The organism is Micromonospora halophytica (assembly GCF_900090245.1).
Taxonomy (GTDB): domain Bacteria; phylum Actinomycetota; class Actinomycetes; order Mycobacteriales; family Micromonosporaceae; genus Micromonospora; species Micromonospora halophytica.
Window position 1 is genome coordinate 94,084 of sequence record NZ_FMDN01000015.1, and the last position, 25,751, is coordinate 119,834.

Sequence of the window (25,751 nt, forward strand, 5' to 3'; positions counted from 1 at the left end):
TACTCAAGGTGTGTCGTCTCCTGCGGAAGCAGAGGTTCCATGAACAAGATCACCGTCCGTGAGGTCATCCGGCACGGCCTGCACGCCACCGCGTTCGACCGGCTGCTCCTGCGGCGTCGGGCTGCTCGCGGCGTGGACGTCGGATACCTGTTCGCCGGCTCCCGCCGGCAGGTGTTCGAACAGATCTACCGGCAGGGGGCCTGGCTCAAGGGCGAACAGCAGTGGTCGCGCTCGGGTGCCGGATCGGAGATCGAGGCCACCGGTGAGCTGCGGGCGGCCCTGCCCGGCGTGCTCGCCCGGCTCGGCGCGCGCTCCCTGCTGGATGTCGGGTGCGGCGACTTCAACTGGATGCGCGAGGTCGAACTCGGCGTCGAGTACACCGGCGTCGACATCGTCGAGTCGGTCATCCGCGCCAACACCGAGAGCCACGCCTCGCCCCACCGGTCGTTCCGGTGCCTGGACGCGGTGCAGGGGCCCTTGCCGCGGGCGGACGCCGTCCTGTGCCGGGAGGTGCTGTTCCACCTCTCCTTCGCCGACGCCGAGCGCGTCCTGGCCAACATCCGCTCCTGCGGTGCCCGCCACCTCATTGCCACCTCGGACGACGCCACCGGGTTCAACGCCGACATCAGGACCGGTGACTTCCGACTGCTCAACCTCCGTCGTCGCCCCTTCACGTTCCCCGCACCCCTGCACCGGATCGCGGACGACGCCGTGCAACCCGGTCGGGGAATCGGGGTCTGGCGGATCGAGGACATCTGAGCGGCCGGCGCACGGCGCTCGACGACCGGGCGGGGGTCCGCCGCGCGCCCGCCCGGCTCGACGCGGGTGCTGGACCCCTCCCGCCGGGGCGTCGACCTCTTCCTCTCCACGGTTCGCCGACACCACTGCTGGGCGGTATCCGAGTCTGACCGGTTGTCACCCGCCCGGCGCCCCGGCGTGAAGGTCGGCGCCGTCCACGACCGCGAAGAGATCCTCGCCGTAGCCCGACGGATCCGTCGGGACGAGCCGGCCATCGGCATCGGGCCTGGTGAGGTGGTAGCCGTGCCGGCGGAGGGTCGCGGCGACCGGCTCTCGGTCCTCCCCCAGCGTCGACCGGCTCTGCTCGTTCCACTCGAGTTGCAGCACACGGATGCGCCGTTCGGCCAGGGCTCGCTCAGCCCCGTCGAGCACCAGGCGCTCGGCGCCTTCGACATCGATCTTGACGCCCGTGACGTACCGGTCTCCGATGATGTCGTCCAGGGTGCGGGTGGTCACCGCGCGACCCTGCTCGCTGCCGTTCATGACGAGATGGTTGGTGCAGTCCCGGCCGACGGTGAGACTCATGGTGCCGGGCTCGGCGGCCAGAGCGCAGTTGAGCACCTCGATGGGGAACCCGTTCAGCGCGATGTTGCGGCGCAGTCGGGCGGCCGCGTCGGCATCCGGCTCCACGGCGATCACCTCCGCACCGGACTCCGCGGCCCACAGCGCGTAGGCGCCGATGTTGCTGCCCACGTCGATGAAGAGGGAGTCGGGCCGCAGGATGCTGCGCCAGACGCGCATCTCGGCCCAGTCCGGTGGGTTGGCGTACACGACCTTCGACGCCCCGCTCTGGTGGATTTCGGCCCACAGCCTCGCCCCGGTGCCGATCGGGGTGACGGTCGGCAGGCCGAGGCGTCCTCGCACCTGGAACCGGACGGCACGCCCGACGGCGTGCAACCGTCGCTCCCGGTTGGCGGGATGGCGCCACACGAACCTGAGCACCTGGTGCGCATCCTTCAGCACCCCCATGCCTGACCTCCTGACAAGGAATAAATCGGACAATCGGTGTCTTAACGAGCGATGGGGTCCGAGAGACCCGGGACCACGGCGGCCATCTGCGGATCTCGTCTGCGCCGCCTGGACACCCTCCGCACCATGAGGATCACCAGCGTCAGGATCTCCGCGAACGCGGCCGTTCCCGCAGCCCCCGTGGCGTCGAGACCGGGTAGCTGCCCGAGCAGCGCGACGGCGGTGAGGCCGGCGATGAGTACCGCGACGGCAGTCGCGCCACGGTAGTCGCCGTCACCGATACGGTTCATCGAGATGGCCCGGTTCATCGTCAGGAAAGGCAGCGCCAGGGCGAGCAGTTGCAGCCAGAGCGCAGCACCCGGAAGAGGCAGCAGGAGCAGGCGGGTGGTGATCCAGGGCGCCGCGACGATCAACCCGGCGGCGAGCAACGTGGCCGCCGCCACAGAGATCGTCTCGCTCTCCCGGCCGGGGTGTCCCGAGTGGCCGGACAAGCCGTGCCGCCGCCGTGTCCGGATCACCATGGGCACCCGGAGACCGCTGTACAGCACCGCGACGATCGCCTGGTAGACGCTGTACAGGGCGCCGAAGCAGCCCACCACGGCGGCCGGCGCGACCAGCGACAACGCGAGACCGGCAGCTCGTCCGGTGAACACCTCGGCGGTGTTGTAGACGAAGAGCTGACGGTTCATCCGGAACGTGGCGACGGCGGCTCGCAGCGACAGGGCGGCCCAGAGCGGGCGCCGAGCCCCGGCTCCGCGGCAGAGCAGCATCTCCAGGACGACGAACTGCACCACCGACACGACCGCCAGCGCCGTGGTGAACCGGGTACCCGCGACGACGAAGGCCAGCGCGACCAGCCTCGAGGCGCTGACCGCCACCGCGCCGGCCAGGAAGCGCATCTGGCGGACGAGGTCTCCCGACTGGAGTTCGAAGAAGCTGTTGGCGATGGCGACCACGGCGACCATGACCAGCGCGCCGGCGTCGTAACCACGGGTGGTGTAGGTGATGGCGACGCCGCCGGTGGCGAGAACCATCGCCGGTACGGCTATCAGGATCCGCTGGCTGCGGACCGCGTCGCGCTCCGCCTCCGTACCACTGACATAGAGCAGCGAGGACCCGCCCACCACGATGACGCAGACCCAGGCCAACGCGGCTGTCATGACGGTGTAGGCAGCGATCTCCCCGGTCTGGCCGGACCGGGCGCTGACCGCGAGGATGGCCGCGTTCAACGCCCCGCTGACGAGTCCCGTCATCGAGGCGACCAGGGTGTCGCGCCGCACGTTCCCGGTCCGGCCGGTCGCGGCGCCGGTGGGCGGCGCCGGTGGGCCTTCTCTCGGCATCGATCCTGTTGCCCTGCTCTGCCCGCTCGTCATCCGTGCCGGCTCCGGCCACCCGCCTCGCACTTCGTCGCCGTGCGGCACGTCGGCGCGCGCGCAGCCCTCCGGCCCTTGTCGACCAGCGCGCGCATCGGACCTCCTCAAGCCCTCGTTCCCACTCCCGTGCCCAACGAGCGGTCGCCGGCGAAGTCGTTACAGCCGGGCGTTTCCGATCGTTGACGGTCTGTCGGAACGACGGCGGACCGCAGACCCGCCCACACCCGGGCACCGAGATCGACAGGATGGGCACGTCATGGCGGAAGTCCTGATCCTCCTGGAGCAGCCGACGCCCTACCGGAATCCGGTGCTGAACCACCTGCACGACGGTGGGCTGGACGTGCTCGTCCTCTACCACGATGCGGCTCTGGCCCTGCACGGGTGGGGGCCGGTGCGGCCGGCCCATCCCTCCGGCACGGTCCCCGAGGGCACCCTGGCCGCCTGTGCCTTCGTCGCGCGGCAGATGCTGGCCGAGGATCTGCGCGTGCTGTGCTGCTTCGGCTACCACCGACCGGCCAACCTGCTGGCGGTCCTGCTGGCGCGGTTGCGCGGCGTGCGGGTGGTGACCCGGTCGGACAGCAACTGGCTGGACGAACGGCGGCGTCCCCGGCTCCGGCGGCTGCTCAAGAAGGCCGTACTGCGCCTGGTCTTCGGCAGCCGGACGCGGGTGTGGACGGTGGGCCGCCAGAACGACCTCTACTGGTCGCACTTCGGATTCGTCGACCGGCACCTGATCCCGTTGGACGTGCCCACGCCCCCGGTCGGCACCGGGGCCGAGGGTGCCGCCTTCCGCCGTGCCCTCGGTTCCGGCGTCGGCCTGGTCGTGCTGTATGTGGGCAGGCTGGTCGCGAACAAGGGCCTCGACACGTTGATCGAGGCCTTCCGGGCTTTCGAGGACCCCTCCGCGCGGTTGCTGGTCGTGGGGAAGGGGCCGTTGCGGCCGGCGGTCGACGAAGCGGCCCGGAGGGACCCTCGGATCGTCGCGGTGGGGCCACTGACCCAGGACGAGCTCGGGTCCGCGTACGCCGCCGCCGATCTCTTCGTCCTGCCGTCGCACTACGAACCCTGGGGGCTGGTGGTGGCCGAAGCCCAGGCCAACGGTCTGCGGGTCGCGGTGAGCGACGTCGTGGGCTGCCACTGTGACCGGGTCGGACCGGAGAACGGCTGGGTGTTTCCCGTCGGGGACAGTCGGCGGCTGGCGGAGGTGTTCCGGGAGGCGGCGACCCTGCGGGACAGCGCAGGGGGCCTCCGGATCCCGCCCACACCGTCGTTCCACGCCGGCCCCGCCATGCTCGCCGACCTGGCCCGGCTCGGGGCGACGCCACGGCTCCGGGAGCCGGCCCGCGCGACGGGGCATGGCGAGCACCCGATGGACGCCACACCGGTTCCCGCGCCGGTGGCCTCCGAGCAGTTGCCCGCCGGTCGCTTCGACCGCGGCTCGCGCCCGGCGTGAGGGCGGCAGCTGGGCGGCCGCTCCGACCCGTGCCGCCTCGCCGGGCCGCCGACCACGCGGCGGCCCGGCAGCACTTTCAGGCGCGGGCCCGCACCTGGTCGAGGATGTTCGACCTGTCGAGCGCGGCCCACCACGCCCGGTACGCGTCGCCGGCCGCCTGCCGGGCCCGCAGCCGCTCCTCCGGTGGCGCCCCGGCGAGCCGGTCGAGAACCCGGGCCAGGTCCGTCACCGTGAGATCCCGCAGCACGACACCGCCACCGTTGTCGAGGACCTCGTTCCACGGCGTCTGGTCCGAGCAGATCACGGGGCACGAGGCGGAGAGACTTTCCGCGATGACGTAGCCGAAGTTCTCCCCGAGCGTCGGGAACACGAAGGCGTCGTAGCCGGCGAAGGTGTCGCGCACCTGATCCGGTGGCACCTCGCCGCGATATTCGAAGGTCACCGACGGCGGCAGCCGGTCGGCCAGCTGCTGACAGTGCCGCCAGTGGTCCAGGTCCTCGACCGGTCCGTAGGCGTGCAGGACGACCGGCGTGGTCAGGTCCGCCAGTGCCGCCAGGACCAGCGCGAGGTTCTTCTTGGGAGAGATCCGTCCGATGAAGACGAGTCGTGCCGTCGGGCCGGTGGAGGCCACCGCGAGTGGTTCGCCCGGGAGGCGGACCTGGTTGGCGCTCACCTCCACCCGGGCCCAGGGCAGGGCGTTGCGGATCAGATCGGCCTCCTCGGCGCACGTCGCGTGCCAGAGCGTGTCGCCCCACCTGAGAAAGCGTTGCCAGAACCAGAGGAAGGCGCGCTTCTTGCGCGCCTTCAGGGTGAGCGCCCCGGGCGAGAATTCGCCGTGCGGCGCGACGAGGATCCGCCCGGCGTGGATCAGACCGGATCGCGCGACGATGATCGACGCGATGGAGAAGGTGGACCACAGGCTGTTGACGTACATCAGGTCGAAGCGTTCGGTCCGCAGCGTCCGCCACAGCTCCCACCACTGTCGCGGGCGAGTGACGTCGAGGTAGAAGACACGGGACCGGCCCCGCTGCGCCCAGCGGCCGCTCAGGCCTGGGTAGGGGGCGGAGTCACCCAGGTCCCGGTCGCTCGTCACCATCGTCACGGTGACGTCCTCCGGGCAGGTGTCGAGCAGTCCGGCGATGGCTCGTACCGGACCGCCGGCGCGGAAACCCGGTTCGAAGTACCGGTAGGTCAACAGGACCCGGAACGGGCCGGCCCGATCGTCGCGCCGACGAGGGTCGGCGGGGATCGCCCGGTCCCCGGGGCGAGGGGAGCGGACCGGGTGGTGCGTGCCGCGCTCTGAGATCGCCACACCGATACAACGATGTGGACGGAGAAAAGTGGTGAAAATATGTTTTCGGGGTTAAAAGTCCGATTCTTGGTAGAGTCACCCCAGTCGTCGGTGACGATGTCTTCAGGGCGTCGCGGTCGGCAGGGCCGGCCGGCGTAACCCGGTCGGCGGAAGCCGCGTTGAGCGGGATGCCGGGCACGCACCCCCGCTCACGTCGGGACGTCGGACGACAAGTGTCGCCAAGGGCGCCCGTGATCCGAGCCTGCGGCACGAGCCGGCACCGACCGTCGGGGCGTCGAAGTGCAGGGGGACTGTTGCCGTGCTTGATCAGCGTGTGGAATCCCGGTCCGGGGTGGCGCCGGCTCCGGCGGCGCCCGCGGTGGCCGGTCCACGGCCGGCGCAGTTGGGCGTGCCCGCGGGACTGGCCTGGCTCTGCCTGGGACTGGTGGCGCTCGCCCTGGACGCCCTGACGGACTACGGCGACCGTCGCTACCTGGCCACGCTCGCCCTCGGCGTGCTGTCCGTCGTCTTCGGACTCTGGGTCTTCTGGTGGGACGGTGGCGGACGGATCACCGCGATCGGCGCCTACAACTTCGGCTTCGCCCTCCTCGTCGGCTTCGCGGCGGTCTACCAGACGGTCAAGACGGCTGTCGAGGCTCCGCAGGTCCCACTGTTGCGCGCGATCGCACTCTGCTACTTCATCCAGGTCACCACCTGGCTTGTCTTCTGGACCAGGCGGCCGGTCCGGCCCGTGCCCCGCTACGTCCACTCGGATCCGGCGCTGACCGGCCGGATGGCGGTGTGGGGCGGCGTGCTGCTGGCGGTCGCGGTGCTGCTCGGGTTCACCGCGCAGAGTCGGCATCCGTTGGTGCAACCCGCGGGTTTCGTCGGCGTGGTGCTGTTGGGCGTCGGTCTGCTCAGCGGCAGACGCCGGAGCCGTCGCCTCTGGTACGGCCTGGTGCCGGCGGCCGGCTTCGCCGTGTACGTGATCTACCTGTTCTCCGGCTTCGGGCGCATCATTCTCGGGTCCCTGGGCCTGGCGCTCGCGATCATCCTGGCCGACCGGGCTCGTGGCCGACGGTACGTCAAGAGCGCGGTCCTGGCTGTCCTGGCGCCGACGATCTTTCTGCTCGGACGCGCCCGGGCCACCGCAGGGGACGCCACCGCGTTCGACGTGGATCCGGACGGTATGGGTTCGGCCGTGGGGCCCTTCCATCAGTTCGCGAGGTTGCTGGGGTTCGACGACTTCGGGATGCTCCCCAGGGGTTGGGGCGACACCTTCCTCACCGCCGCCGTGGCCCTGGTGCCCCGGTCGGTGTGGCCCGACAAGCCCGTCGGGTTCGGCGCGGAACTTGTGCCGTACCTGACCCCCGAACTCGCCGGCACCGGGCACTCGGACGCGGCGCTCTTCTTCGGGGAGTGGCTGTTCAACTTCGGACCCGTCGGTCTGTTGCTGATGATCCCGGTGACCGGACTGGCGGTCCGAGGGCTCGACGGCCTGATGAACCGGATGGCGTCGAGGTCGACGCCGGCGGGACTGATCGGCTACGTCGCCGTCGTCCTCGGCGTCGCCGGTCTCATCGATCTGCTCTGGGTGGGCACCTTCACCTACGTCGCCCGGACGGGTTCGCGTCTCCTGGTGGTCCTGGTGCTGCTCGTGATCGTCGTCCTCTGGCGGAAGGGCCTGCCGCAGGTCCCGGGCGCGATCGGCGGCGTGCCGGACGTGAATCGGCGTCGGCGCGCGCAGGGCCCGTCCTGGTCGGTCTCGAGCGGGGGCGGGGAGCGGCCGGTGCAGGTGTCGTCGCGGACGCTCACCAACCGTTCCTAGCCGGCTGTGTCCGAAATGTGCATATAAGCCAGCGTCTGACGTTATCCAACGTCGTTATCCAGGTCAGTTCCCCTTTCTGCCGTCCGGGGCGCGCCGCCGCACAGAGATTCCGCCCGACAGAACGAACAGGAGCGTCCGTGAGTACACCACTTGCCGGCCGTCGAGTGTTGATCACCGGCGGCACGGGTTCCTTCGGCCGCACGATGGCCCGCCGGCTGCTCGACCGTGGCGTCGAGGAGATCCGCGTGCTCAGCCGGGACGAGGCCAAGCAGGACGCGATGCGTCGGCTGCTCGGTGACGATCGGGTGCGCTACTACGTCGGCGACGTGCGTGACCTGGACTCGGTGTACCGGGCCACCCGGGAGATGGACCTCGTCTTCCACGCGGCCGCCCTGAAGCAGGTGCCCTCGTGCGAGTTCTTCCCGCTGGAGGCCGTCCGCACCAACGTGCTGGGCAGTGCGAACGTCATCGAGGCGGCGGAACGCAGCGGGGTCGGCTCGGTGGTGATGCTGAGCACCGACAAGGCGGTCCACCCGGTCAACGCGATGGGGATCAGCAAGGCGCTGATGGAGAAGGTCGCCCAGGCGTACGCCCGCAACAACCCACGCGGCCGGACCGTGGTCTCCTGCGTCCGGTACGGCAACGTCATGTACTCGCGCGGCTCGGTCATCCCGCTCTTCGTCGAGCAGATCAGGGCGGGGGTGGCCCTGACGGTCACCAACCCTGGCATGACCCGCTTCCTGATGTCGTTGGACGACTCGGTCGAACTGGTCGAGCACGCGTTCGAGCGGGCCCGCCCCGGGGACGTCTTCGTCCGCAAGGCCGCCGCCTGCACCATCGGTGATCTCGCCGAGGCGATCTGCCGGCTGTTCGACGTGCCGGCCAAGCTCGACGTGATCGGGGTCCGGCACGGCGAGAAGCAGGACGAGACGCTGGCCAGCCGGGAGGAACTCGCCCGCGCCGACGACTTCGGTGACTTCTTCCGGGTACCGGTGGACGCCCGCGACCTGAACTACGCGCTCTACGTGTCCGAGGGGGAGTTCGCCGGGTCGGTCGGCGAGGACTTCAACTCCGCCAACGCGCCGCGACTCGACGTCCGGCAGATCATGGACCTGCTGCGGACGCTGCCCGAGATCCGGGCGGAGCTGGCGGTGCGGGAGCCGGTGTCGTGCTGAGGCTGGCCGTCACCGGCGCCGGTGGCTTCCTCGGCTGGCACGTCCGGGTGCTCATCCGGGCGCTCGGCTGGCCGGAGCCGATCGTGATCAGCCGGGCCGACCTGGCCGACGCGGACACCGTGGCGGCCCGGATCGACGGGCTCGACCGGGTGCTGCACCTGGCCGGCGTCAACCGTGGCGAGCCGGCGGACGTCGCCGCCGGCAACGTGGAACTGGCCGCCGCGCTCGCCCGCGGGCTGCGCCGCTGCGCCGCCCCGCCCGCGGCGGTGGTCTTCGCCAACTCCGTGCAGGCCGGCAACGGAACCCCGTACGGCGACTCGAAGGCCGTGGCCGCGGCCACCCTGGCCAACGTCGGCCTCGACCTCGTCGACCTGCGGCTGCCCAATCTGTACGGGGAACACGGCCGGCCCTACTACAACTCGGTGGTGGCGACCTTCTGCCGCCAGCTCGCCGAGGGCGTACGGCCGGAGGTCCACGAGGATCGGGAGCTGACCCTCGTACACGCGACCGACGCCGCCGCGGCGCTGGTCGCCGCGCCGGCCGCCGGCCCGTGGGACGCGACCATGCCGGGACTGCGGACCGGGGTACGGGAGCTGGCCGCCCGCCTGTCCGGGTACGCCGCCGTCTACGACGCCGGTGAGATCCCACCGCTGACCGACCGGCACGCGGTCCGGCTGTTCAACACCTACCGTTCGCACCGTTTCCCGACGCGGCGCCCGTCGTCGCTGCCCCGACACGCCGACCGGCGGGGTGAGCTGGTGGAGGCGGTCAGGGCGCACGGTGGGCAGGGGCAGACCTTCTGTTCGCGCACCCGCCCCGGCGTCACCCGCGGCGAGCACTTCCACCTGGCGAAGGTCGAGCGCTTCGTGGTGCTGAAGGGCAGCGCCGAGATCAGCCTGCGACGGATCGGGCACGGCGACGTGGTGCGGTTCACGGTCACCGGTGACCGACCGGTGGCGGTGGACATGCCGACGATGTGGGCCCACAACATCACCAACACCGGGTCGGACGACCTGCTCACCCTCTTCTGGACCAACGAACTGTTCGATCCGACCCGGGCGGACACCTGGCCCGAGCCGGTCGAGCGCAGGGCCGGGACACCGGCGGTGACGGTGTGAAGATCGGACTGCTCACCCAGTGGTTTCCACCCGAGCCGGCGTACATTCCCGGCGGCCTCGCCACGGAACTCGCCGGTCGTGGTCACGAGGTCCGGGTGCTCACCGCGTTCCCGAACTACCCGGGCGGACGGATCTACCCGGGTTACCGGCAGCGGTGGGGGACACGGGAGACGTACGCAGGAGCGGTCGTGCGGCGCGTGCCGGTGTACCCGAGCCACGACGCGTCGGCCGTCGGACGGGTGGGCAACTACCTCTCCTTCGGCGTCACCAGCTCGCTCGCGGCGCTCCGTCACCTGCGCGACGTGGACGCGGTCTACGTCTACCACCCACCGGCCACCACGGTGGCCGCCACCGTCCTGCCCCGACTGATCCGGCGGACCCCCGTGCTGCTGCACGTACAGGACATCTGGCCGGAGTCGGTCACCGCCTCCGCGATGGCTCCCGACGGCACGGTGGGACGGCTCCTGGAGCGGACGCTCGCGGCGACCATGCGTCGGATCTACCGGACAGCCGACGCGATCGCCGTGCTCTCCCCGTCGATGGGCGAGCTCGTCGTCGAACGTGGCGCCGATCCGGCCCGGGTGCGGGTGGTCTTCAACTGGACCCAGGAGGAGCTGTTCCGTCCGCTGCCGCCGACCCCTGCCGCGCGGACGGCCGTCGGGCACCGGGGCCGGTGCACCGTGATGTTCGCCGGCAACATGGGTCCCTTCCAGCGGATCGAGACGGCCGTACGCGCGGCCGCGGCGCTGACCGACCGCGTCGACCTGGTGCTGGTGGGGTCCGGCACCGAGGAGGACCAGGCGCGGCGACTGGCCACCGACCTCGGGGCGACGAACGTCCGGTTCCTCGGTCGACGACCGCCGCACGAGATGCCCGATCTGTACGGGGCGGCGGACTTCCAACTGGTGATCCTGCGCGACCTGCCGGCACTGCGGGGCACCGTCCCGTCCAAGCTGCAGGCGGCGCTGGCCTGCGCCCGGCCGGTGGTCGTCGCCGCACACGGCGACGCGGCCGGCCTGGTGCGGGCGCACCGCGTCGGGTTGACCTGCCCGCCGGAGGACTGGCGGGCCCTGGCCGACCGGTTCGCGGCCGCAGCGGCGATGCCCGAGGCGGAGCGGGCCGAGATGGGCCGCCGGGCCCGGCAGGTCTACCTCGAGCGGATGTCATTGCGTACGGGTGTCGACCAGATCGAGGACATGCTCGTCAAGATCGCAGCCGGCGGGCGCGGGGTGTGACGGTGACCGCACCGGCCTGACCGGTGTCGTCAAGGGCACGGCGTCGCGGGCACCCGCGCCCATCGTGGCCGCTCAGTGCCCGTTCGGGGCGTACGCCACCGGTTCCGACCCCACCCGTTCGACGCCGGACACGGGCACCGGCCGGGGCCCGCAGACGCGCTCGACGTACTCGTCGGCATCCGGCAGGGCGTCGAAGTCGGACCGCAGCGCCGCCACCCGGATCAGGTCCCGCCACTCGCCCCGCCGGAAGACCGAGGCGCGTTCCCGGCCCTCCACCCGGAAGCCGCAGCGACGGACGTACGCGCCGAGGCTCGCGCCGTTGAAGTCGAGGATCGTGCTGTGCAGCCGGCGCAACCCCACCTCGTAGAAGGCCCACGCCATGAGCAGCTTGATGGCGTCACTGCCCGCACCCTTGGGTGCCAGCCCCGGCATGAGCTTCGCGGCGGTCAGGGCGGACTGGTTGTGCCAGTCGAGCTCCCAGAGGCCGGTGAGCCCGATGGGCTCGCCGGTCGCCTGGTCCGTCACGGTCAACCGATGGAGGTGCGGGTCGCCGATCGACCTCTGCAACCACTCCCGTTGTCCTTCGGCGCTGATCGGCCAGCCCCACCCGACGACGTGCGTCCGCACGGGGGTGCAGTTGGCCAACGCCGCCAGGAAGTCCAGGTCGTCGGCGCGCACGGGGCGCAGCTCGACGAGTCGTCCGGTCAGCATGGTGCCTCCTTCGTGGCCGCCGAGGCGGCCCGGGTCGGTGCCGACCCCCGCATCGGCGGCACCTCGGTCCGGTCGGAACCGGTGTCCCGACCGGCCGGGACGAGCCGTCGGACGGCCGCGGCCACCCGCGTCATGTCCTCGGGCCCCCACCGGAAGTCGGTGTGCAGGTGGAGCATCCGGCGGGAGTACGCGACGAACCGCTCCGGTGCGTCCGCGTCGTCCATCGGCCAGAGCACCGCCGGGTAGATGCGGGCGGAGAGCAGTCCGCGTCGTACCGCCTCGCGTCGCTGCGCGGAGTCGAACAGCAGGATGACGCCGTACGGGTCCGCCGACACCGTCACGCCCGCGATCCCGGTCAGTCCCCGTGCCAGCACCTCGGTGTTCCTGAGCCGCTTCCGGCGCATGTCGTGCACGGGAAGCCGGTCCAGCAGGTACCGGGTGTGCGGGGACGCCGCGCACGGCCGCGACCGGCCCAGCTCCTTCTCGCCGGCGGCGTAGCGGGCGAGATACCGCTCCTTCTCCGCCGCGCCACCCGCGTGGGCCAGGTACGCCGACTTCATCGCCATCGCCGAGACGATCGTCGCGACGGCGGCGAGGTGCCGGTCGTCCTCGAGCGGCTGCGGCGGCAGGCCCCGTCCACGCGGCGACCAGAGGGCGCCACCGTCGGGCACCGGCAGGGTCTTGCGCAGGGCGGCGACGACGAAGTCCGGGCACAGGTCCGGCAGCCACGGCGCCAGCGGGTCGTGGGTGGCGTCCACGATCAGCCCCGCGCCCGGCCCGACCGGCAGCACCGGTGGCCGGCCGAAGAACGAGACGGCGAGCACCACCTCGCCCGGCCCGGGGTCGGGTCTCACCACCGGGCCGTGCGGCCCGGCCTCGTACCGGGACACCGGCACGACCGTCGACAGTGCCCGCACGACCGGCGGGCAGTAGTAGGCGGGCACATGGACCCGGTCCCACCCGTGAACCTCGTGGCCGAACCGCAGCAGCGCGGCGAGTGCCTGTCGACCGTTGCCGTAGAGCCGCATCGGCCGGGGATCGTCCGTCCAGCCGGCACCGGCACCCGTCCACAGCGGAAACGACGATCCGACCTCCCAGCGGGTGCCGGGGGTCACTCCACCCGCTCCAGCATGGGCACCAGCAGGCCGACGTCGTCGATCTCCTCCAGTGACTGTCCGCGGATCTCGCCGCGGCGGAACGGCTCGGCCAGGGTCCGCACCAGGATCGCCAGGTCCAGTGGGAGCGACCAGTTCTCCACGTACTCGACGTCGAGGTCCAGCCGCTGGCCGAGGGTGAGCGAACGTCGGCCGCTCACCTGGGCCAGGCCGGTGATGCCGGGCCTGACCTCGTGTCGCCGCGCGTGTCGCGCGCTGTAGCGGGGCAGGTAGTCCATCACCAGCGGCCGGGGTCCGACCAGACTCATCCGGCCGGTGACCACCTGGAACAGCTCCGGCAGCTCGTCGAGGCTGGTCCGACGCAGGAAGCGGCCCACCCGGGTGGAGCGGATCTCGTCGGTGGTCCACAGCTGCTCGCCGGGGGCCGGCGGGCGCATGGTGCGGAACTTGCACAGCAGGAACGGTTCGCCGTGCAGGCCGGGGCGGAGCTGGCGGAACAGCACGGGCCGTCCGGAGGTGAGCACGATGGCGAGGGCGATCACCGCCATCAGCGGGCTCAACAGCACCAGCAGGACACCCGCCACGGTGACGTCCATGAGCCGTTTGGTGATTCGGCGCCGGGCCATGTCAGCCGGCCTCCCATCGGTACGCGGGAAAGAAACCCGAGGCGGCCAGGTCGGTGACGGGTCGCCCGAGGCGTTGCGCCCGACGGCGTACGAGTGCGTCGTAGCGCGCCTGGTCGAGTACGAGTGATCCGGTCCAGAAGGGCGTACGCACCCCGCCGAAGGAGGTCTTGAACCGGAAGAGGCTGTCGGCTGCGCGTACCCCGCCGCCGAGGTGGACCCGGGCACAGCCGGCGTCCGCGGCCCACTCCAGCGTCGTCCAGAGCAGCAGGTTGTTCGCCCCGTCGCGGGCGGCGGCCGGTTCCGAGCCGGCGAGGTGGTAGTGCATCCGCTCGCCGTGCCACATGAGCAGCGCGGCGGCGACCACCTCGCCCCCGGGCCCGTGCACCTGGCAGATCAGCAGCGACTTGCCGAGGCCCTGCAGGAGCAGCTGGTAGTACCGGTCGGGGAAGAGGTAGGCCGGTGAGCTGCCGACCCGGGCCATCGTCCGGGCGTACAACCGGCGGAACGGTGAGCCCGGGGCCAGGTCGTCCGCGCCGGCGGGGCGGACGGTGGCCTCCAGGCCGACGCGTCGCGCCTTCCGTACGGCGGTGCGCGACCTGCCGGCCATGCCGTCCCAGACGACCGCGGCGCCCTGGTCGACCGGGACCGTAACGGTGTCGGCCCGCCGGGTCGTCGTCACCGCGCCGATCGCCCGCACCGCCGCCACCGACCCGGGATCCAGCGGGGAGAAGCGCAGGAAGAGGCTGACCAGCCCGCTGTCCCGCCACCGGGCGACCGCCTCGGACCAGCAGCGGGCGAGTTCATCGGCCGGGCAACCCGGCTCGACGTGCACCCCGGAGTAGCCGTACGGGGTCTGCGCGTCGTACCCGTCGTCGGAGATCGATCGTACGAGGTACGGCGCCATCATCCGGCCCGGCGCGTACGCGAGGTGCCAGGTGCCGCCGTCGGCCGCGGCGACGGCCGCGCCGTAGCCCGCGGTGAAGTAGACGTCCGGGTGGGACGAGGGGCCGTCGTCGCCGATGTCGAGGATCCGCACCGTCATCGGCGGTCCAGGAACTGCTTGACGCGGCCGGTCAGCCGGTCGATCTGGTCCTCGGTCAGCGACGACCCGCTGGGCAGTGCCAACCCGTGGGCGAAGAGTCGCTCGGCGGCTCCGGTGAGCAGGCCGCGGCTGCCGGCGAAGGCGGGTTGCAGGTGCATCGGTTTCCACACCGGCCGGGTCTCGATGTCCGCCCCGCCCAGGTGCCGGGCCAGGTCCTGCGCCGTCCAGCCGGCCTGTACCGGATCGACCACGATCACGGAGAGCCAGCAGTTGGCGCCGGCGTCGCCCTCGGCGAGCAGCCGTACGCCCGGTGCCGCGGCGAACAGCTTGGCGTACCGTTCCCGCAGCCGGCGCCGGCGTGCGATCATGCCGTCCAGCCGGCGCAGCTGGGCGCGCCCGAGGGCGGCCAGCAGGTTGCTCAGCCGGTAGTTGTAGCCCGTCTCGCTGTGCTCGTAGTGCACCGCCGGCTGCCGTGCCTGGGTCGAGAGGTACCGGCAGCGCCGGATCAGGTCCACGTCGTCGGAGACCAGCATGCCGCCGCCCGACGTGGTGATGATCTTGTTGCCGTTGAACGACAGGGCGGCGGCGCGGCCGAACGATCCGGCCGGCCGGCCGTGGTGACTCGCCCCCAGCGCCTCTGCGGCGTCCGCGACGACCGGCACGCCGGCGGCCGCGCAGAGCGGCAGCAGCGAGGTGTAGTCGGCGCAGCAGCCGAACATGTCGACCGGCACCACGGCGGCGATCCGGCGGCGCTGCGCCCGCATGCTGTCGAGCAGGTCGCCGACGAGTGCCACGTCGATGTTGCCGGTCTCGGGGTCACAGTCCACGAAGACCGGTTCCGCGCCGGTGTAGCGCACGGCGTTGGCGGTGGCGACGAAGGTCAGGCTGGGCACCACGACCACGGTGCCCGGGCCGGCACCCGTGCTCAGCAGTGCCAGGTGCAGCGCTGCCGTACCCGAACTGACCGCCACGGCGGCCCGCGTGCCGGTACGTTCGGCCACCTCCCGCTCGAATTCGTCGAGTTCGGGGCCGGCCGGCGCGGCCCAGCCGGAGCGGAGCGCCCGCGTCAGGTACGACTCCTCCAGCGGTCCGACGTCCGGTGCGGACAGGTGGATGCGTGTGCTCACCGCAGGCGCTTCGCCGACGGTCGGCGGCGGTCGGGTCGGTGGTCGCCGGCCCGGACTGCTCGGCGTACCCGGTCGGGGACCCACAGTGACGTCCTAGAATTCACTCCTGGGTTATATCAGGACAACGGGCCATAAACCTCCATTTCGGAACTCCCGGGGCGACCGGGCGCGGCGGGCCGCCGGCCGGTCAGGGCCAGTCGTCACCGGCGGCCAGTCGGCGGGTGAGCAGTTCGCGCAGCGGGACGGACTCACCGTCGCGCCCGCCTTCCCCCACGATCAACGGCGCCGGCTGCGGCCGGGGGGTGGCGCCGAACAGTCGCGCCCGGAGGCCGGATGGGACGCTCAACAGGTAGAAGTTGCCGTGCGCGTCGACGGCACGGCTCCGGGCCCGGTCGACGTACCAGCCGGTGAGCCGGCTGCGGTACCGTCCGCCGCCGTCGTACGGCTGGACCGAGAGCCGCCGGCGGCGCAGGCCGCGCTGGTTCGCCTCGGCCGCGAACCAGGCCACCAGTCGGGCGGCTTCCGCCGCCTCGTCGGCCCGGCGCTGCTCGTGCGCCGCCGCGTGTGCCCGTACCGCCCGCTCCCGTTGCTCGCGCCAGGCGTGTGCGCCATCGTCCATGGACCAGGACGGTACGCGACCGGCCGACAGTGAACTCCGGCCTGTTCAGCCGCTTTATGGCGCTCTGTGTCGTAATCTCCATTTCCATGGTGGAACAGGCTCATCTGGACGAGGCGTCCCCGGCCCGACGGCCGTGGGACCCGAACGGCCATCGGACCGACCCGGGCGGACACCGCCGGCGGTGGTGGCCCCGGCGCCGATGGGCGCAGGTGGCCGTCGTGCTCACGATCCTGGCGGCCCTGCTGACCGGCGGCGCCGGCCTCGCCGGCTGGCTGTACGTGCGGTCGCTGGAGAACGGGGTCGACCGGGTCGACGCGTTCCAGGGCCTGCAGGAGGAGCAGCGGCCGGTGCGGGCGGCGGACTCGGCGCTCAACTTCCTGGTGCTCGGCAAGGACCTGTCCGCGCCGGGTGACAGCGTCTCGCGTACCGACACGATCATGCTGGTCCATGTGCCGCACAGCCGGGACCGGGCCCAGCTGATCTCGATTCCCCGGGACACCTGGACCACGATCCCGCGGTCCTCGCCGGAGGACGGCGGCCGACCGGCGAAGGCGAAGATCAACGCGGCGTACGCCTGGGGCGGGACACCGCTGCTGGTCCGCACGATCGAGCAGTTCACCGGGGTACGCGTCGACCACGTCGTCGTGGTCGACTTCGCGGGCTTCGGCAAGGTGATCGACGTCCTTGGCGGCGTGGACGTCGTCGTCGACAAACCGTTCAGGCCACAGTTCGTCCGTGGCCCGGTCCTGCAACCGGGTGTGCACCACATGGACAGCGCCCTGGCGCTGGACTACGCCCGGCAGCGCAAGCAGTTCGCCGACGGCGATTTCAGCCGGATGCGGCACCAGCAGGCGATCGTCGCCGCGGTGATGCGGGAGGCCGGCCGCAAGGGCGTGCTGACCAATCCCGGCCAGCTCGACGACTTCCTGCGGGCCACCGCCGGCGCGGTGCAGGTGGACCAGGGCATGTCGGTGTTCGACACCGTGTGGGGCCTGCGCCAGATCCGGCCCGACGACATCACCATGCTGACGAGCCCCACCACCGGGGTGGGCACGGTCGGCGACCAGAGCGTGATCTTCCCCGACCTGCCCGCCTCGGCGAAGCTCTTCGCGGCGGTGCGGAACGACAAGATGGACGACTGGCTGCGCGAGAATCCGGCCGCGGTCAACGGGAACTGAGCCGGCGGCCCGGGACCCGGAGTCCCGGGCCGCCTACCGTCACGCCAGACCGGCCCGGCGTAGCGCGTCGGCCATCGCGCTGTTGGCGGCGGCGGCACCGCCCCCGCCACGCCCCTGCCGCTGCTGCGGGCCGCCGCGGGAGCCCGCCCGGTCCCCGCGCCCGCCGCCCTGCCCGTCCCGCGGACCGCCGCCCTGGCCACCGCGAGCAGCACGCTCCCGCCGGCCGCCGTCGCTCGCCGGCCGCCCGCCACCGGCCGGCGCCTCGTCGTCCAGCCGCAGGGTCAGCGAGATCCGCTTGCGCGGTACGTCCACGTCGAGCACCCGGACCTTGACCACGTCGCCGGACTTGACCACGTCGCGCGGGTCCTTGACGAAGGTGTGCGACATCGCCGAGACGTGGACCAGGCCGTCCTGGTGCACGCCCACGTCGACGAACGCGCCGAAGGCGGCCACGTTGGTGACCACGCCCTCCAGCACCATGCCCGGGGTCAGGTCGCTGATCTTCTCCACGCCCTCGACGAAGGTGGCGGTCCGGAACTCCGGCCGGGGGTCGCGGCCCGGCTTCTCCAACTCGGCGAGGATGTCGGTGACGGTGGGCAGGCCGAACGTGTCGTCGACGAAGTCGGTGGCCCGCAGCCCACGCAGGATCGCCGACTTCCCGATCAGGGAGCGCAGGTCCTGCCCGGTGGTGGTGAGGATCCGCCGCACCACCGGGTACGCCTCGGGGTGCACGCTGGAGGAGTCGAGCGGGTCGTCGCCGCCGGGGATGCGCAGGAAGCCGGCGCACTGCTCGAAGGCCTTCGGGCCGAGCCGCGCCACCTTCCTCAGCTCCGCCCGGGTACGGAACGGCCCGTTGGCGTCCCGGTGCAGGACGATGTTCTCCGCGAGCCCCGCGCCGATGCCGGAGACCCGGGTGAGCAGCGGCGCGGAGGCGGTGTTGACGTCCACGCCGACGGCGTTGACGCAGTCCTCGACGACCGCGTCGAGCGAGCGGGAGAGCTTCACCTCGGACAGGTCGTGCTGGTACTGCCCGACGCCGATCGAGCGGGGGTCGATCTTGACCAGTTCGGCGAGCGGGTCCTGCAGGCGGCGGGCGATGGAGACCGCCCCACGCAGCGACACGTCCAGCCCGGGCAGCTCCTGCGAGGCGTACGCGGAGGCGGAGTAGACCGACGCGCCGGCCTCGGAGACCACCACCTTGGTCAGCTTTAGCTCCGGGTGCCGCTTGATCAGGTCACCGGCGAGCTTGTCGGTCTCCCGGCTGGCCGTGCCGTTGCCGATCGCGACCAGCTCGACGCCGTGCGCCCCGGCCAGCCTCGCCAGGGTGTCGATCGAGGCGTCCCACTGCCGGCGCGGCTCGTGCGGGTAGATCGTGTCGGTGGCCACCACCTTGCCGGTCGCGTCGACCACCGCCACCTTGACGCCGGTGCGCAGCCCCGGGTCCAGCCCCATCGTCGGCCGGGCCCCGGCGGGCGCGGCGAGCAGCAGGTCGCGCAGATTGGTGGCGAAGACCCGCACGGCCTCCTCCTCGGCCGCCTGCCACAGCCGCATCCGCAGGTCCGCGCCGAGGTGGATGAGGATGCGGGTACGCCAGGCCCAGCGCACCGTGTCGGTCAGCCACCGGTCCGCCGGGCGGCCGGCGTCGCGGACACCGAACCGGCCGGCGATCGCCGCCTCGTACCGGGTCGGGCCGGTGACCGGGGCGTCGGAGTCGCCGTCGGACTCCGGGTCCATGGTCAGGTCGAGCACGCCCTCCTTCTCGCCCCGGAACATCGCCAGGATCCGGTGCGAGGGCAGCCGGGTGTACGGCTCGGCGAAGTCGAAGTAGTCGGCGAACTTCGCGCCGGTGGTCTCCTGGCCGTCGCGTACCCGGGAGACCAGCCGGCCCCGCGACCACATCTGCTCGCGCAGGGTGCCGATCAGGTCGGCGTCCTCGGCGAAGCGCTCGATGAGGACGGCCCGCGCCCCCTCCAGCGCGGCGGTGGCGTCCGCGACCCCCTTGTCGGCGTCGACGAAGCCGGCGGCGGTCGCCTTCGGGTCCTGCGTCGGGTCGGCCAGCAGCGTGTCGGCCAGCGGCTCCAGCCCGGCCTCGCGGGCGATCTGCGCCCGGGTCCGCCGCTTCGGCTTGTACGGCAGGTAGATGTCCTCCAGCCGGGACTTCGAGTCGGCGGCCATGATCTGCGCTTCCAGGGCCTCGTCGAGCTTGCCCTGGCCGCGGATGGACTCCAGCACGGCGGCCCGCCGCTCGTCCAGCTCCCGCAGGTAGCGCAGCCGCTCCTCCAGGGTGCGCAGCTGCGCGTCGTCGAGCAGGCCGGTGGCCTCCTTGCGGTAACGCGCGATGAACGGCACGGTGGCGCCGCCGTCGAGCAGTTCCACGGCCGCCCGCACCTGACGTTCGGCGACGCCGAGCTCGTCGGCGATCCGCTGATGAACAGACTGGGTCACGATCTTGATCCGCCTTCGCTGTGGGTTCCGTGCTGCATTCTGCCGTCCGCCCCCGACGTCGCCCACCACCCCCGCCGCTCCGCGCGGCGGGTCCGGCACCGCGCTGCGCGCCGTGCCGGACCGGGCACCGCAGGTCCGGTGCGCGAACCCGGCGGGCGGGACGGACCCGTCGCTGGCCGGGGGCCCGCTGCGCTAGCGTGGCGATCATGGAACAACCTGCGGATCCGCGGGCCCGTCGGCTCTTCGGCGGCAGCGCCCGTGCGCTCGGGGACCTGGCCGCCAGCCCCTTCCGGGCCGACCGGGACCGGATCGTCGCCTCGCCCTTCTTCTCCCGGCTGAACGGCGTCACCCAGGTGATCAGCCCGGGCGGATCCGGCCTGCTGGTGCACAACCGGCTCACCCACAGCCTCAAGGTCGCCCAGGTGGCCCGGGCCGTCGCCGAGCGGCTCACCGCCGACGAGCACCATCGCGACCTGCTGGAGAAGCTCGGCGGCTGCGACCCGGACGTGGTGGAGGCCGCCGCGCTCGCCCACGACCTGGGCCACCCGCCCTTCGGGCACCTGGGGGAGCGGGTGCTGGACCGGCTGGCCCGGCAGCGGCTCGGGCTGGCCGACGGCTTCGAGGGCAACGCCCAGTCGTACCGGATCGTCACCAGCACCGAGATCCGCGGAGCGGCCACCACCGGCCTCGACCTGACCGCGGCGGTCCGCGCCGCGATGCTGAAGTACCCGTGGACCCGGCTGGACCACCCCGACCCGCACCCCCGGCACCTCACCCCCGCGCCCCGGGGCGCCGCCGCCCCACCGGACGACCCGGAGAGCGGCTCGGTGAAGTTCGGGGCGTACCGCACCGAGCTGGCCGACCTGCGGCAGGCCCGGGAGCCGTTCGTCGGGCGCATCCCGGACTGGCAGCAGACCGTCGAGGCGTCGGTGATGGACACCGCCGACGACATCGCGTACGCCATCCACGACGTGGAGGACTTCTACCGGGTCGGGGTGCTCCAGCAGGGGGCGGTGGCCGCCGAGCTGATGGCCTGGCAGCGCGAGGGCGGGCACCTGCGGGCGGTCACCGACGCGGCGCTGACCGGCGCGGCCCGCCGCCCCGGCTCGGCGATCGAGCGGCTGCGCCGCCAGCTGCACCGCAAGGACTCGTGGATCGCCGACGACGAGGCGTTCGCCGCCGCCGTCGAACACGTCCGCCAGGAACTGGTCGAGGGGCTGCTCGCGCTGCCCTTCGACGGCTCCATCGAGGCCGAGCAGTACGTGGCCCGCTTCTCCGCCCGCTGGACCACCCGCTTCGTCGACGCGATCGGGGTGACCGCCGAGCCGGACGTCCGCTCCGGCCACGTGCTGCTGGCGAAGGCGCAGTGGCACGAGGTGCAGGTGCTCAAGTTCGTCCACCACCGGTTCGTGCTGGCCCGCCCCGACCTGGCCCTGCACCAGCGCGGCCAGGCCCGGCTGCTGGGCACCCTGGTCGAGGCGCTCTGGGAGTGGCTGCTCGACCCGGAGGAGGAGTCCCGGTTGCCCCGCCGGCTGCACGATCTGGTCGAGCTGGCCGAGGCGGAGCTGCATCCGCGTACCCCGGACCGGATCGGCCGGGCCCGCGGCCGGGCCATCGTCGACTTCGTCGCCCAGCTCACCGACGGGCAGGCGGTGGCGATGCTGGACTCGCTCTCCGGCCGGTCCGGCGCCCTCTGGACGGACGCCTTCGTGCTCTGACCGCCGCGCCCCTCCCGGTCGTCCGCCGCGCCCGTCCCGACGGTGGCCGTCCTCCCGCCGGGGGTACGTCAGGCGACCGCCTGCCACCAGCCGTCCACCGGTGGCGGGTCGTCGACCACCACCCGCTCGCCGGGCCGGGGCACCGCGATGCGCACGTCGCGGGCCTTCGCCTCGGCCCAGAGCCGGTCCACCGGTTCGGCCCAGTCGTGCAGGGCCAGGTTGAACGTCGCCCAGTGCACCGGGAGGAACAGCCCTCCGCGCAGGTCGAGGTGGGCGGCGACCGCCTCCTCCGGGAACATGTGGATCGCCGGCCACGCCTTGTCGTACGCGCCGATCTGCATCAGCGTGGCGTCGAACGGCCCGTGCGCGGCGCCGATCTCGGCGTACCCGTCGAAGTAGCCGGAGTCCCCGGTGTAGAAGACCTTCCGGTGCGCCCCGGCGACCACCCACGAGCTCCAGAGCGTGCCGTCGCGGCGCAGCCCCCGGCCGGAGAAGTGCTGGGCGGCGGTGGCGGTGATCTCCAGCCCGCCCACCCGGTGGCTCTCCGACCAGTCCAGCTCGACGATCCGCTCCGCCGGTACGCCCCACCGGTCGAGATGGGCGCCGACGCCGAGCGGCACCAGGAACGGCGCGGACTGCCGGCGGGTCAGCTCCTGCACGGTGGGCATGTCGAGGTGGTCGTAGTGGTCGTGCGAGATCAGGATCGCGTCGAGCGGGGGCAGTTCGTCGAGGCGGAGCGGGGGTTCGTGCAGCCGCTTCGGCCCGACGGTCGCCGACGGCGAGCAGCGGTCGCTCCACACCGGGTCGAGGAGCACCCGGTGCCCCTCGATCTCGATCAGGGTCGAGGCGTGGCCGTACCAGACGATGTCGAGTTGACGTTCTGTGCTGGGCGCCGCCGCAGGGGTGGGGCGCAGCAGCGGCACCGGGGCCGTCGGGCGGCGGCGCTGCTTGCCGAAGATCAGCTCCCGGACCAGGTTGCGGCCCGGCTCGCCGGTGGTCATCGTCCGGATCGGCTCCCGGTTGTGGAAGGTGCCGTCCCGGAACTGCGGGGAGCGGGCGGCACGTTGCGCCCGGGCTCCGGTGAGCCGACCGCCCAGCGCCGCCGGCACGTCCCGGGCCGCCCACGCCAGTCCGGCCACCGCGGCCAGCCCCGCCATCCGCCACAGCCGCCCGCCGATCGCCCGGTCCGGTGCCCGGTCCGCTGGTGCCCCCATCGTCCTCGTCCCCTCCGCAGTACACGGTATCCACCGCGTCGGCCCCCGTGCCGGAGATGCGGTGCCGGCACCACCCACGCCCCGCCGGCCGGCCCGCGCACCCCGCCCATGATCGTGCCGGATCCAGGAAGGTGTGGCCTCCCGAGCTGTGGAGGCCACTACATCCTGGATCCGGCACGATCTTCCCCCGCTGTGCCGGGCCGGGCTGCTGCGTTCCAGCGGGCCCACCGCGCTCTTGTCCGTCAGGAAGCGAGCCGGGCCGCCCGTGTCGGGAGGGCGGGGCTGCGTCACCCCGCGTCGGGCGGCGTAGCGGTGCACCAGGTACGGCGCGAGCACCCGGCTGCCCCGGGCGGGCCGGGCCCGCGTCTTCCGCGTCGGCCGGGCCCGGGCCGGCAGGGCGTGGCGGTGCGATGTGGCAGGGGCAGGGAAGGCCCGGGGCGGTCAGCGGAGACGGCGGAGCACGGCCGCGCCGGCCGACGCGGCCGTGCCGCCGACCGTGCGGACCAGCCCCGGCAGGGCGGGCAGCCAGCCACCCCGGACCGCCGCGCCGGCCGGGTTCGGTCGGAAGACCACCCCCTCGGTCGGCGGGACCGGCCGGTTCGTCAGACCGCCGAGGCGCATCAGCGGCCCGACCAGCATGTCGTAGACCGCCGGCAGCGCGGTGAAGCCGACCCGCATGAGGACGTTGACCCGTCCCACCGAGATCTCCCGGCGGGGCCGGTCGGCGCATCCGACGATGGCGCGGGCCACCCGCTCGGGGGTGGTGATCGGCAGCGGTGGGCGGCCCACCCGGCCGACGTAGTTCGCCGCCTGCTGGTAGACCGGGGTGTCCACGCTGCCCGGGGTGACCAGGCAGACGTGTACGCCGGGCAGGTCCCGGGACTCCTGCTGCAACGCCCGGGCCAGCCCGTGCAGCCCCCACTTGCTGGTGACGTAGCCGCTCATGTAGGGCGCGGTGATGTGCCCGAGCACCGACCCGGTGAGGATCAGCGTGCCGCCCCCGGCCGCCCGGAAGTGTCGCAGCGCCACCCGGGCGGCCCCGGCGGCGGCCAGCAGGTCGGTCCGGACCACCTGCTCGAAGACCTCCGCCGGGATCTCCTCGAAGCGCCCGTACGCCATCACCGCCGCGGTGTGCACCCAGACGTCGAGCCGGCCGAACTGCCCGACCGCGGCGGCGGCCAGCGCGTCGAGCGCGCCGGGCGCGGTGACGTCGGTGGGCACGTCGTGCGCCTCGGCGCCGGCCTCCTCGCACTCCCGGCGCACCTGCGCCAGGGTCCCGGGGGAGCGGGCCGCGAGGACCAGCCGGTCCCCGCGCCCGGCGAACTCCCGGGCGGCGGCACGGCCGATACCGCTGGTCGCTCCGGTGACCACCACCACCCGACTCACGGGGCGAGCACGACCTTCACGCAGCCGTCCTCCTTCTTCTGGAACATCTCGTACGCCTTCGGCGCGTCGCCCAACGGCACCCGGTGCGTCCGCAGGTCCTCCACGCCCAGCGGGTCGTCGTCGCCGGAGAGCAACGGCATGATCTGGTCGGTCCAGCGGCGGACGTGGCACTGTCCCATCCGCAGCTGGATGCCCCGGTCGAACATCTCCATCAGCGGCATCGGGTCCACCTCGCCGCCGTACACCCCGGAGATGGAGACGGTGCCGCCCCGGCGGACCGCCTTGAGCGCGGCCTTGAGCACGACGAGGCGGTCCACGCCGACCTTGTCGGTCAGCGCCTGGGCCAGCTTGTCGGGCAGCAGGCCGGCGGCGGTCTGCGCGATCCTGCCCAGCGGGGCGCCGTGCGCCTCCATGCCCACCGCGTCGATCACCGCGTCCGGGCCGCGCCCGTCGACCAGGTCGATCAGCGTGCCCGGTACGTCGTCGAGCTGGCTGACGTCGAGCGTCTCGATGCCGTGCCGGCGGGCCATCTCGAGCCGCTCCGGCACCAGGTCCAGCCCGATCACCCGGTCGGCGCCGAGGTGGCGGCCGATCCGGGCGCAGAACTGCCCGACCGGGCCGAGACCGAAGACGGCCAGGGTGCCACCGGGCGGGGTGTCGGCGTACTTCACCGCCTGCCAGGCGGTGGGCAGGATGTCGCTGAGGTAGAGGTAACGCTCGTCGGATCCGGTCTCCGGGACCTTGATCGGGCCGAACTGCGCCTGCGGGACCCGCAGGTACTCGGCCTGGCCGCCGGGCACCGAGCCGTAGAGCGAGGTGTAGCCGAACAGGGCCGCGCCCTTGCCCTCTGCGGTGACCTGGGTGGTCTCGCACTGGGCGTAGAGCTGCCGCCGGCACATCCAGCAGTCGCCGCAGGAGATGTTGAACGGGACGACCACCCGGTCGCCGGGCTTGAGCCGGGTCACCCCGGAGCCGACCTCCTCGACGACGCCCATCGGCTCGTGCCCGAGGATGTCGCCCGGCCTGAGGTACGGACCGAGCACCTCGTACAGGTGCAGGTCGGAGCCGCAGATCGCGGTCGAGGTGATCCGGACGATCGCATCCGACGGCTCCTCGATGCGGGGGTCCGGTACGTCGTCCACCCGGACGTCACGCTTGCCGTGCCAGGTCAGTGCCCTCATGCCTGTCTTCCCCTCTGGGTGCCGTCCAGGGGACTGCTACCCGCAGCGGGCAGGTTGAACCGGCGAGGCCGGCACGCCCCGGGTCGGCCCGGGTGGGCCGTTGCGTTCCCGGCGTACCCCGGCCGAAACGCCGACCGCCGCACCCCGGA

At 72.7% G+C, this 25,751-nt stretch carries 21 protein-coding genes; 8 read left to right on the top strand and 13 right to left on the bottom strand.

Annotation, left to right across the window (positions count from 1 at the left end; genetic code table 11):
• Window positions 1–39 precede the first annotated feature (39 nt).
• Window positions 40–759 (top strand): class I SAM-dependent methyltransferase, encoded by a 720-nt coding sequence (locus tag GA0070560_RS19160; protein ID WP_091299476.1) that lies wholly within the window; start codon window positions 40–42, stop codon window positions 757–759.
• 156 nt (window positions 760–915) lie between these two features.
• Here GA0070560_RS19160 and GA0070560_RS19165 read toward each other — a convergent pair whose 3' ends face one another.
• On the bottom strand, window positions 916–1,767 hold the full coding sequence (locus GA0070560_RS19165) for an FkbM family methyltransferase (RefSeq protein WP_091299478.1): 852 nt from the start codon (window positions 1,765–1,767) through the stop codon (window positions 916–918).
• A 41-nt stretch (window positions 1,768–1,808) separates the two neighbouring features.
• Window positions 1,809–3,107 (bottom strand): hypothetical protein, encoded by a 1,299-nt coding sequence (locus tag GA0070560_RS19170; RefSeq protein WP_211565913.1) that lies wholly within the window; start codon window positions 3,105–3,107, stop codon window positions 1,809–1,811.
• 289 nt (window positions 3,108–3,396) lie between these two features.
• On the opposite strand from GA0070560_RS19170, the gene GA0070560_RS19175 reads away from it, so the two are divergent.
• The gene (locus GA0070560_RS19175) at window positions 3,397–4,593 is read left to right on the top strand and encodes a glycosyltransferase family 4 protein (RefSeq protein ID WP_170839482.1); all 1,197 of its coding nucleotides are present in this window, start codon (window positions 3,397–3,399) and stop codon (window positions 4,591–4,593) included.
• 76 nt (window positions 4,594–4,669) lie between these two features.
• On the opposite strand, the gene GA0070560_RS19180 is transcribed toward GA0070560_RS19175, so the two are convergent.
• The gene (locus GA0070560_RS19180; RefSeq protein ID WP_091299488.1) at window positions 4,670–5,905 is read right to left on the bottom strand and encodes a glycosyltransferase; all 1,236 of its coding nucleotides are present in this window, start codon (window positions 5,903–5,905) and stop codon (window positions 4,670–4,672) included.
• A 388-nt stretch (window positions 5,906–6,293) separates the two neighbouring features.
• Between GA0070560_RS19180 and GA0070560_RS19185 the strand changes: the two genes are divergently transcribed.
• The 4 genes from GA0070560_RS19185 (at window position 6,294) to GA0070560_RS19200 (ending at window position 11,240) form a co-directional block, all read left to right on the top strand.
• Window positions 6,294–7,712: a hypothetical protein gene (locus GA0070560_RS19185; protein WP_139131541.1), complete on the top strand. Its 1,419-nt coding sequence runs from the start codon at window positions 6,294–6,296 to the stop codon at window positions 7,710–7,712.
• A gap of 137 nt (window positions 7,713–7,849) precedes the next feature.
• Window positions 7,850–8,887 carry an SDR family NAD(P)-dependent oxidoreductase gene (locus GA0070560_RS19190; protein ID WP_091299499.1) on the top strand — a complete coding sequence of 346 codons (1,038 nt, stop codon included), beginning with the start codon at window positions 7,850–7,852 and terminating at the stop codon, window positions 8,885–8,887.
• Entirely contained in the window at window positions 8,881–10,005 is a 1,125-nt protein-coding gene (locus GA0070560_RS19195; protein ID WP_091299502.1) for a polysaccharide biosynthesis C-terminal domain-containing protein, read from the top strand. Before GA0070560_RS19190 ends, GA0070560_RS19195 begins: the two co-directional genes overlap by 7 nt.
• Window positions 10,002–11,240, top strand: coding sequence for a glycosyltransferase family 4 protein (locus GA0070560_RS19200; protein ID WP_091299506.1), 1,239 nt, complete (start codon window positions 10,002–10,004; stop codon window positions 11,238–11,240). The genes GA0070560_RS19195 and GA0070560_RS19200 overlap by 4 nt, the downstream gene beginning before the upstream one ends.
• 72 nt (window positions 11,241–11,312) lie before the next feature.
• Here the strand turns inward: GA0070560_RS19200 and GA0070560_RS19205 are convergent, their stop codons facing one another.
• From GA0070560_RS19205 to GA0070560_RS19230, 6 genes are all read right to left on the bottom strand, one after another.
• The gene (locus tag GA0070560_RS19205; protein ID WP_091299509.1) at window positions 11,313–11,951 is read right to left on the bottom strand and encodes a GNAT family N-acetyltransferase; all 639 of its coding nucleotides are present in this window, start codon (window positions 11,949–11,951) and stop codon (window positions 11,313–11,315) included.
• The gene (locus GA0070560_RS19210; protein ID WP_091299512.1) at window positions 11,945–13,066 is read right to left on the bottom strand and encodes a hypothetical protein; all 1,122 of its coding nucleotides are present in this window, start codon (window positions 13,064–13,066) and stop codon (window positions 11,945–11,947) included. Before GA0070560_RS19210 ends, GA0070560_RS19205 begins: the two co-directional genes overlap by 7 nt.
• Complete coding sequence (locus GA0070560_RS19215) at window positions 13,063–13,662, bottom strand: sugar transferase (RefSeq protein ID WP_245675593.1); 600 nt, start codon at window positions 13,660–13,662, stop codon at window positions 13,063–13,065. The genes GA0070560_RS19210 and GA0070560_RS19215 overlap by 4 nt, the downstream gene beginning before the upstream one ends.
• Window positions 13,663–13,693: 31 nt before the next feature.
• Window positions 13,694–14,734, bottom strand: a complete 1,041-nt coding sequence (locus GA0070560_RS19220; protein ID WP_091299518.1) for a GNAT family N-acetyltransferase — start codon at window positions 14,732–14,734, stop codon at window positions 13,694–13,696.
• Window positions 14,731–15,861 (bottom strand): DegT/DnrJ/EryC1/StrS family aminotransferase, encoded by a 1,131-nt coding sequence (locus GA0070560_RS19225; protein ID WP_245675594.1) that lies wholly within the window; start codon window positions 15,859–15,861, stop codon window positions 14,731–14,733. Before GA0070560_RS19225 ends, GA0070560_RS19220 begins: the two co-directional genes overlap by 4 nt.
• A 187-nt stretch (window positions 15,862–16,048) precedes the next feature.
• Window positions 16,049–16,480: a hypothetical protein gene (locus tag GA0070560_RS19230; RefSeq protein ID WP_091299521.1), complete on the bottom strand. Its 432-nt coding sequence runs from the start codon at window positions 16,478–16,480 to the stop codon at window positions 16,049–16,051.
• Between the two features lie 218 nt (window positions 16,481–16,698).
• Between GA0070560_RS19230 and GA0070560_RS19235 the strand changes: the two genes are divergently transcribed.
• Window positions 16,699–17,658 (top strand): LCP family protein, encoded by a 960-nt coding sequence (locus tag GA0070560_RS19235; RefSeq protein WP_245675595.1) that lies wholly within the window; start codon window positions 16,699–16,701, stop codon window positions 17,656–17,658.
• Between the two features lie 39 nt (window positions 17,659–17,697).
• Here GA0070560_RS19235 and GA0070560_RS19240 read toward each other — a convergent pair whose 3' ends face one another.
• Window positions 17,698–20,103: a Tex family protein gene (locus GA0070560_RS19240; protein ID WP_245675596.1), complete on the bottom strand. Its 2,406-nt coding sequence runs from the start codon at window positions 20,101–20,103 to the stop codon at window positions 17,698–17,700.
• A gap of 206 nt (window positions 20,104–20,309) precedes the next feature.
• Between GA0070560_RS19240 and GA0070560_RS19245 the strand changes: the two genes are divergently transcribed.
• Window positions 20,310–21,821 (top strand): deoxyguanosinetriphosphate triphosphohydrolase family protein, encoded by a 1,512-nt coding sequence (locus GA0070560_RS19245; protein WP_091299662.1) that lies wholly within the window; start codon window positions 20,310–20,312, stop codon window positions 21,819–21,821.
• A 68-nt stretch (window positions 21,822–21,889) separates the two neighbouring features.
• Here the strand turns inward: GA0070560_RS19245 and GA0070560_RS19250 are convergent, their stop codons facing one another.
• The 3 genes from GA0070560_RS19250 to GA0070560_RS19260 all read right to left on the bottom strand — a co-directional run bounded on the left by GA0070560_RS19250 (window position 21,890) and on the right by GA0070560_RS19260 (window position 25,602).
• Window positions 21,890–23,035, bottom strand: coding sequence for an MBL fold metallo-hydrolase (locus GA0070560_RS19250; protein ID WP_091299527.1), 1,146 nt, complete (start codon window positions 23,033–23,035; stop codon window positions 21,890–21,892).
• Between the two features lie 441 nt (window positions 23,036–23,476).
• Window positions 23,477–24,421: an SDR family NAD(P)-dependent oxidoreductase gene (locus GA0070560_RS19255; protein WP_091299530.1), complete on the bottom strand. Its 945-nt coding sequence runs from the start codon at window positions 24,419–24,421 to the stop codon at window positions 23,477–23,479.
• Window positions 24,418–25,602, bottom strand: a complete 1,185-nt coding sequence (locus tag GA0070560_RS19260; protein WP_091299533.1) for a zinc-dependent alcohol dehydrogenase — start codon at window positions 25,600–25,602, stop codon at window positions 24,418–24,420. Before GA0070560_RS19260 ends, GA0070560_RS19255 begins: the two co-directional genes overlap by 4 nt.
• Window positions 25,603–25,751 lie beyond the last annotated feature (149 nt).

What these genes read in the sequence shown, in the direction of transcription:
- GA0070560_RS19205 (WP_091299509.1), bottom strand. Translation starts at nt 11,951, where the DNA reads ATGCTGACCGGACGACTCGTCGAGCTGCGCCCCGTGCGCGCCGACGAC.
- GA0070560_RS19170 (WP_211565913.1), bottom strand. Translation starts at nt 3,107, where the DNA reads ATGCCGAGAGAAGGCCCACCGGCGCCGCCCACCGGCGCCGCGACCGGC.
- GA0070560_RS19220 (WP_091299518.1), bottom strand. Translation starts at nt 14,734, where the DNA reads ATGACGGTGCGGATCCTCGACATCGGCGACGACGGCCCCTCGTCCCAC.
- GA0070560_RS19160 (WP_091299476.1), top strand. Translation starts at nt 40, where the DNA reads ATGAACAAGATCACCGTCCGTGAGGTCATCCGGCACGGCCTGCACGCC.
- GA0070560_RS19250 (WP_091299527.1), bottom strand. Translation starts at nt 23,035, where the DNA reads ATGGGGGCACCAGCGGACCGGGCACCGGACCGGGCGATCGGCGGGCGG.
- GA0070560_RS19215 (WP_245675593.1), bottom strand. Translation starts at nt 13,662, where the DNA reads ATGGACGTCACCGTGGCGGGTGTCCTGCTGGTGCTGTTGAGCCCGCTG.
- GA0070560_RS19175 (WP_170839482.1), top strand. Translation starts at nt 3,397, where the DNA reads ATGGCGGAAGTCCTGATCCTCCTGGAGCAGCCGACGCCCTACCGGAAT.
- GA0070560_RS19260 (WP_091299533.1), bottom strand. Translation starts at nt 25,602, where the DNA reads ATGAGGGCACTGACCTGGCACGGCAAGCGTGACGTCCGGGTGGACGAC.
- GA0070560_RS19165 (WP_091299478.1), bottom strand. Translation starts at nt 1,767, where the DNA reads ATGGGGGTGCTGAAGGATGCGCACCAGGTGCTCAGGTTCGTGTGGCGC.
- GA0070560_RS19245 (WP_091299662.1), top strand. Translation starts at nt 20,310, where the DNA reads ATGGAACAACCTGCGGATCCGCGGGCCCGTCGGCTCTTCGGCGGCAGC.
- GA0070560_RS19230 (WP_091299521.1), bottom strand. Translation starts at nt 16,480, where the DNA reads ATGGACGATGGCGCACACGCCTGGCGCGAGCAACGGGAGCGGGCGGTA.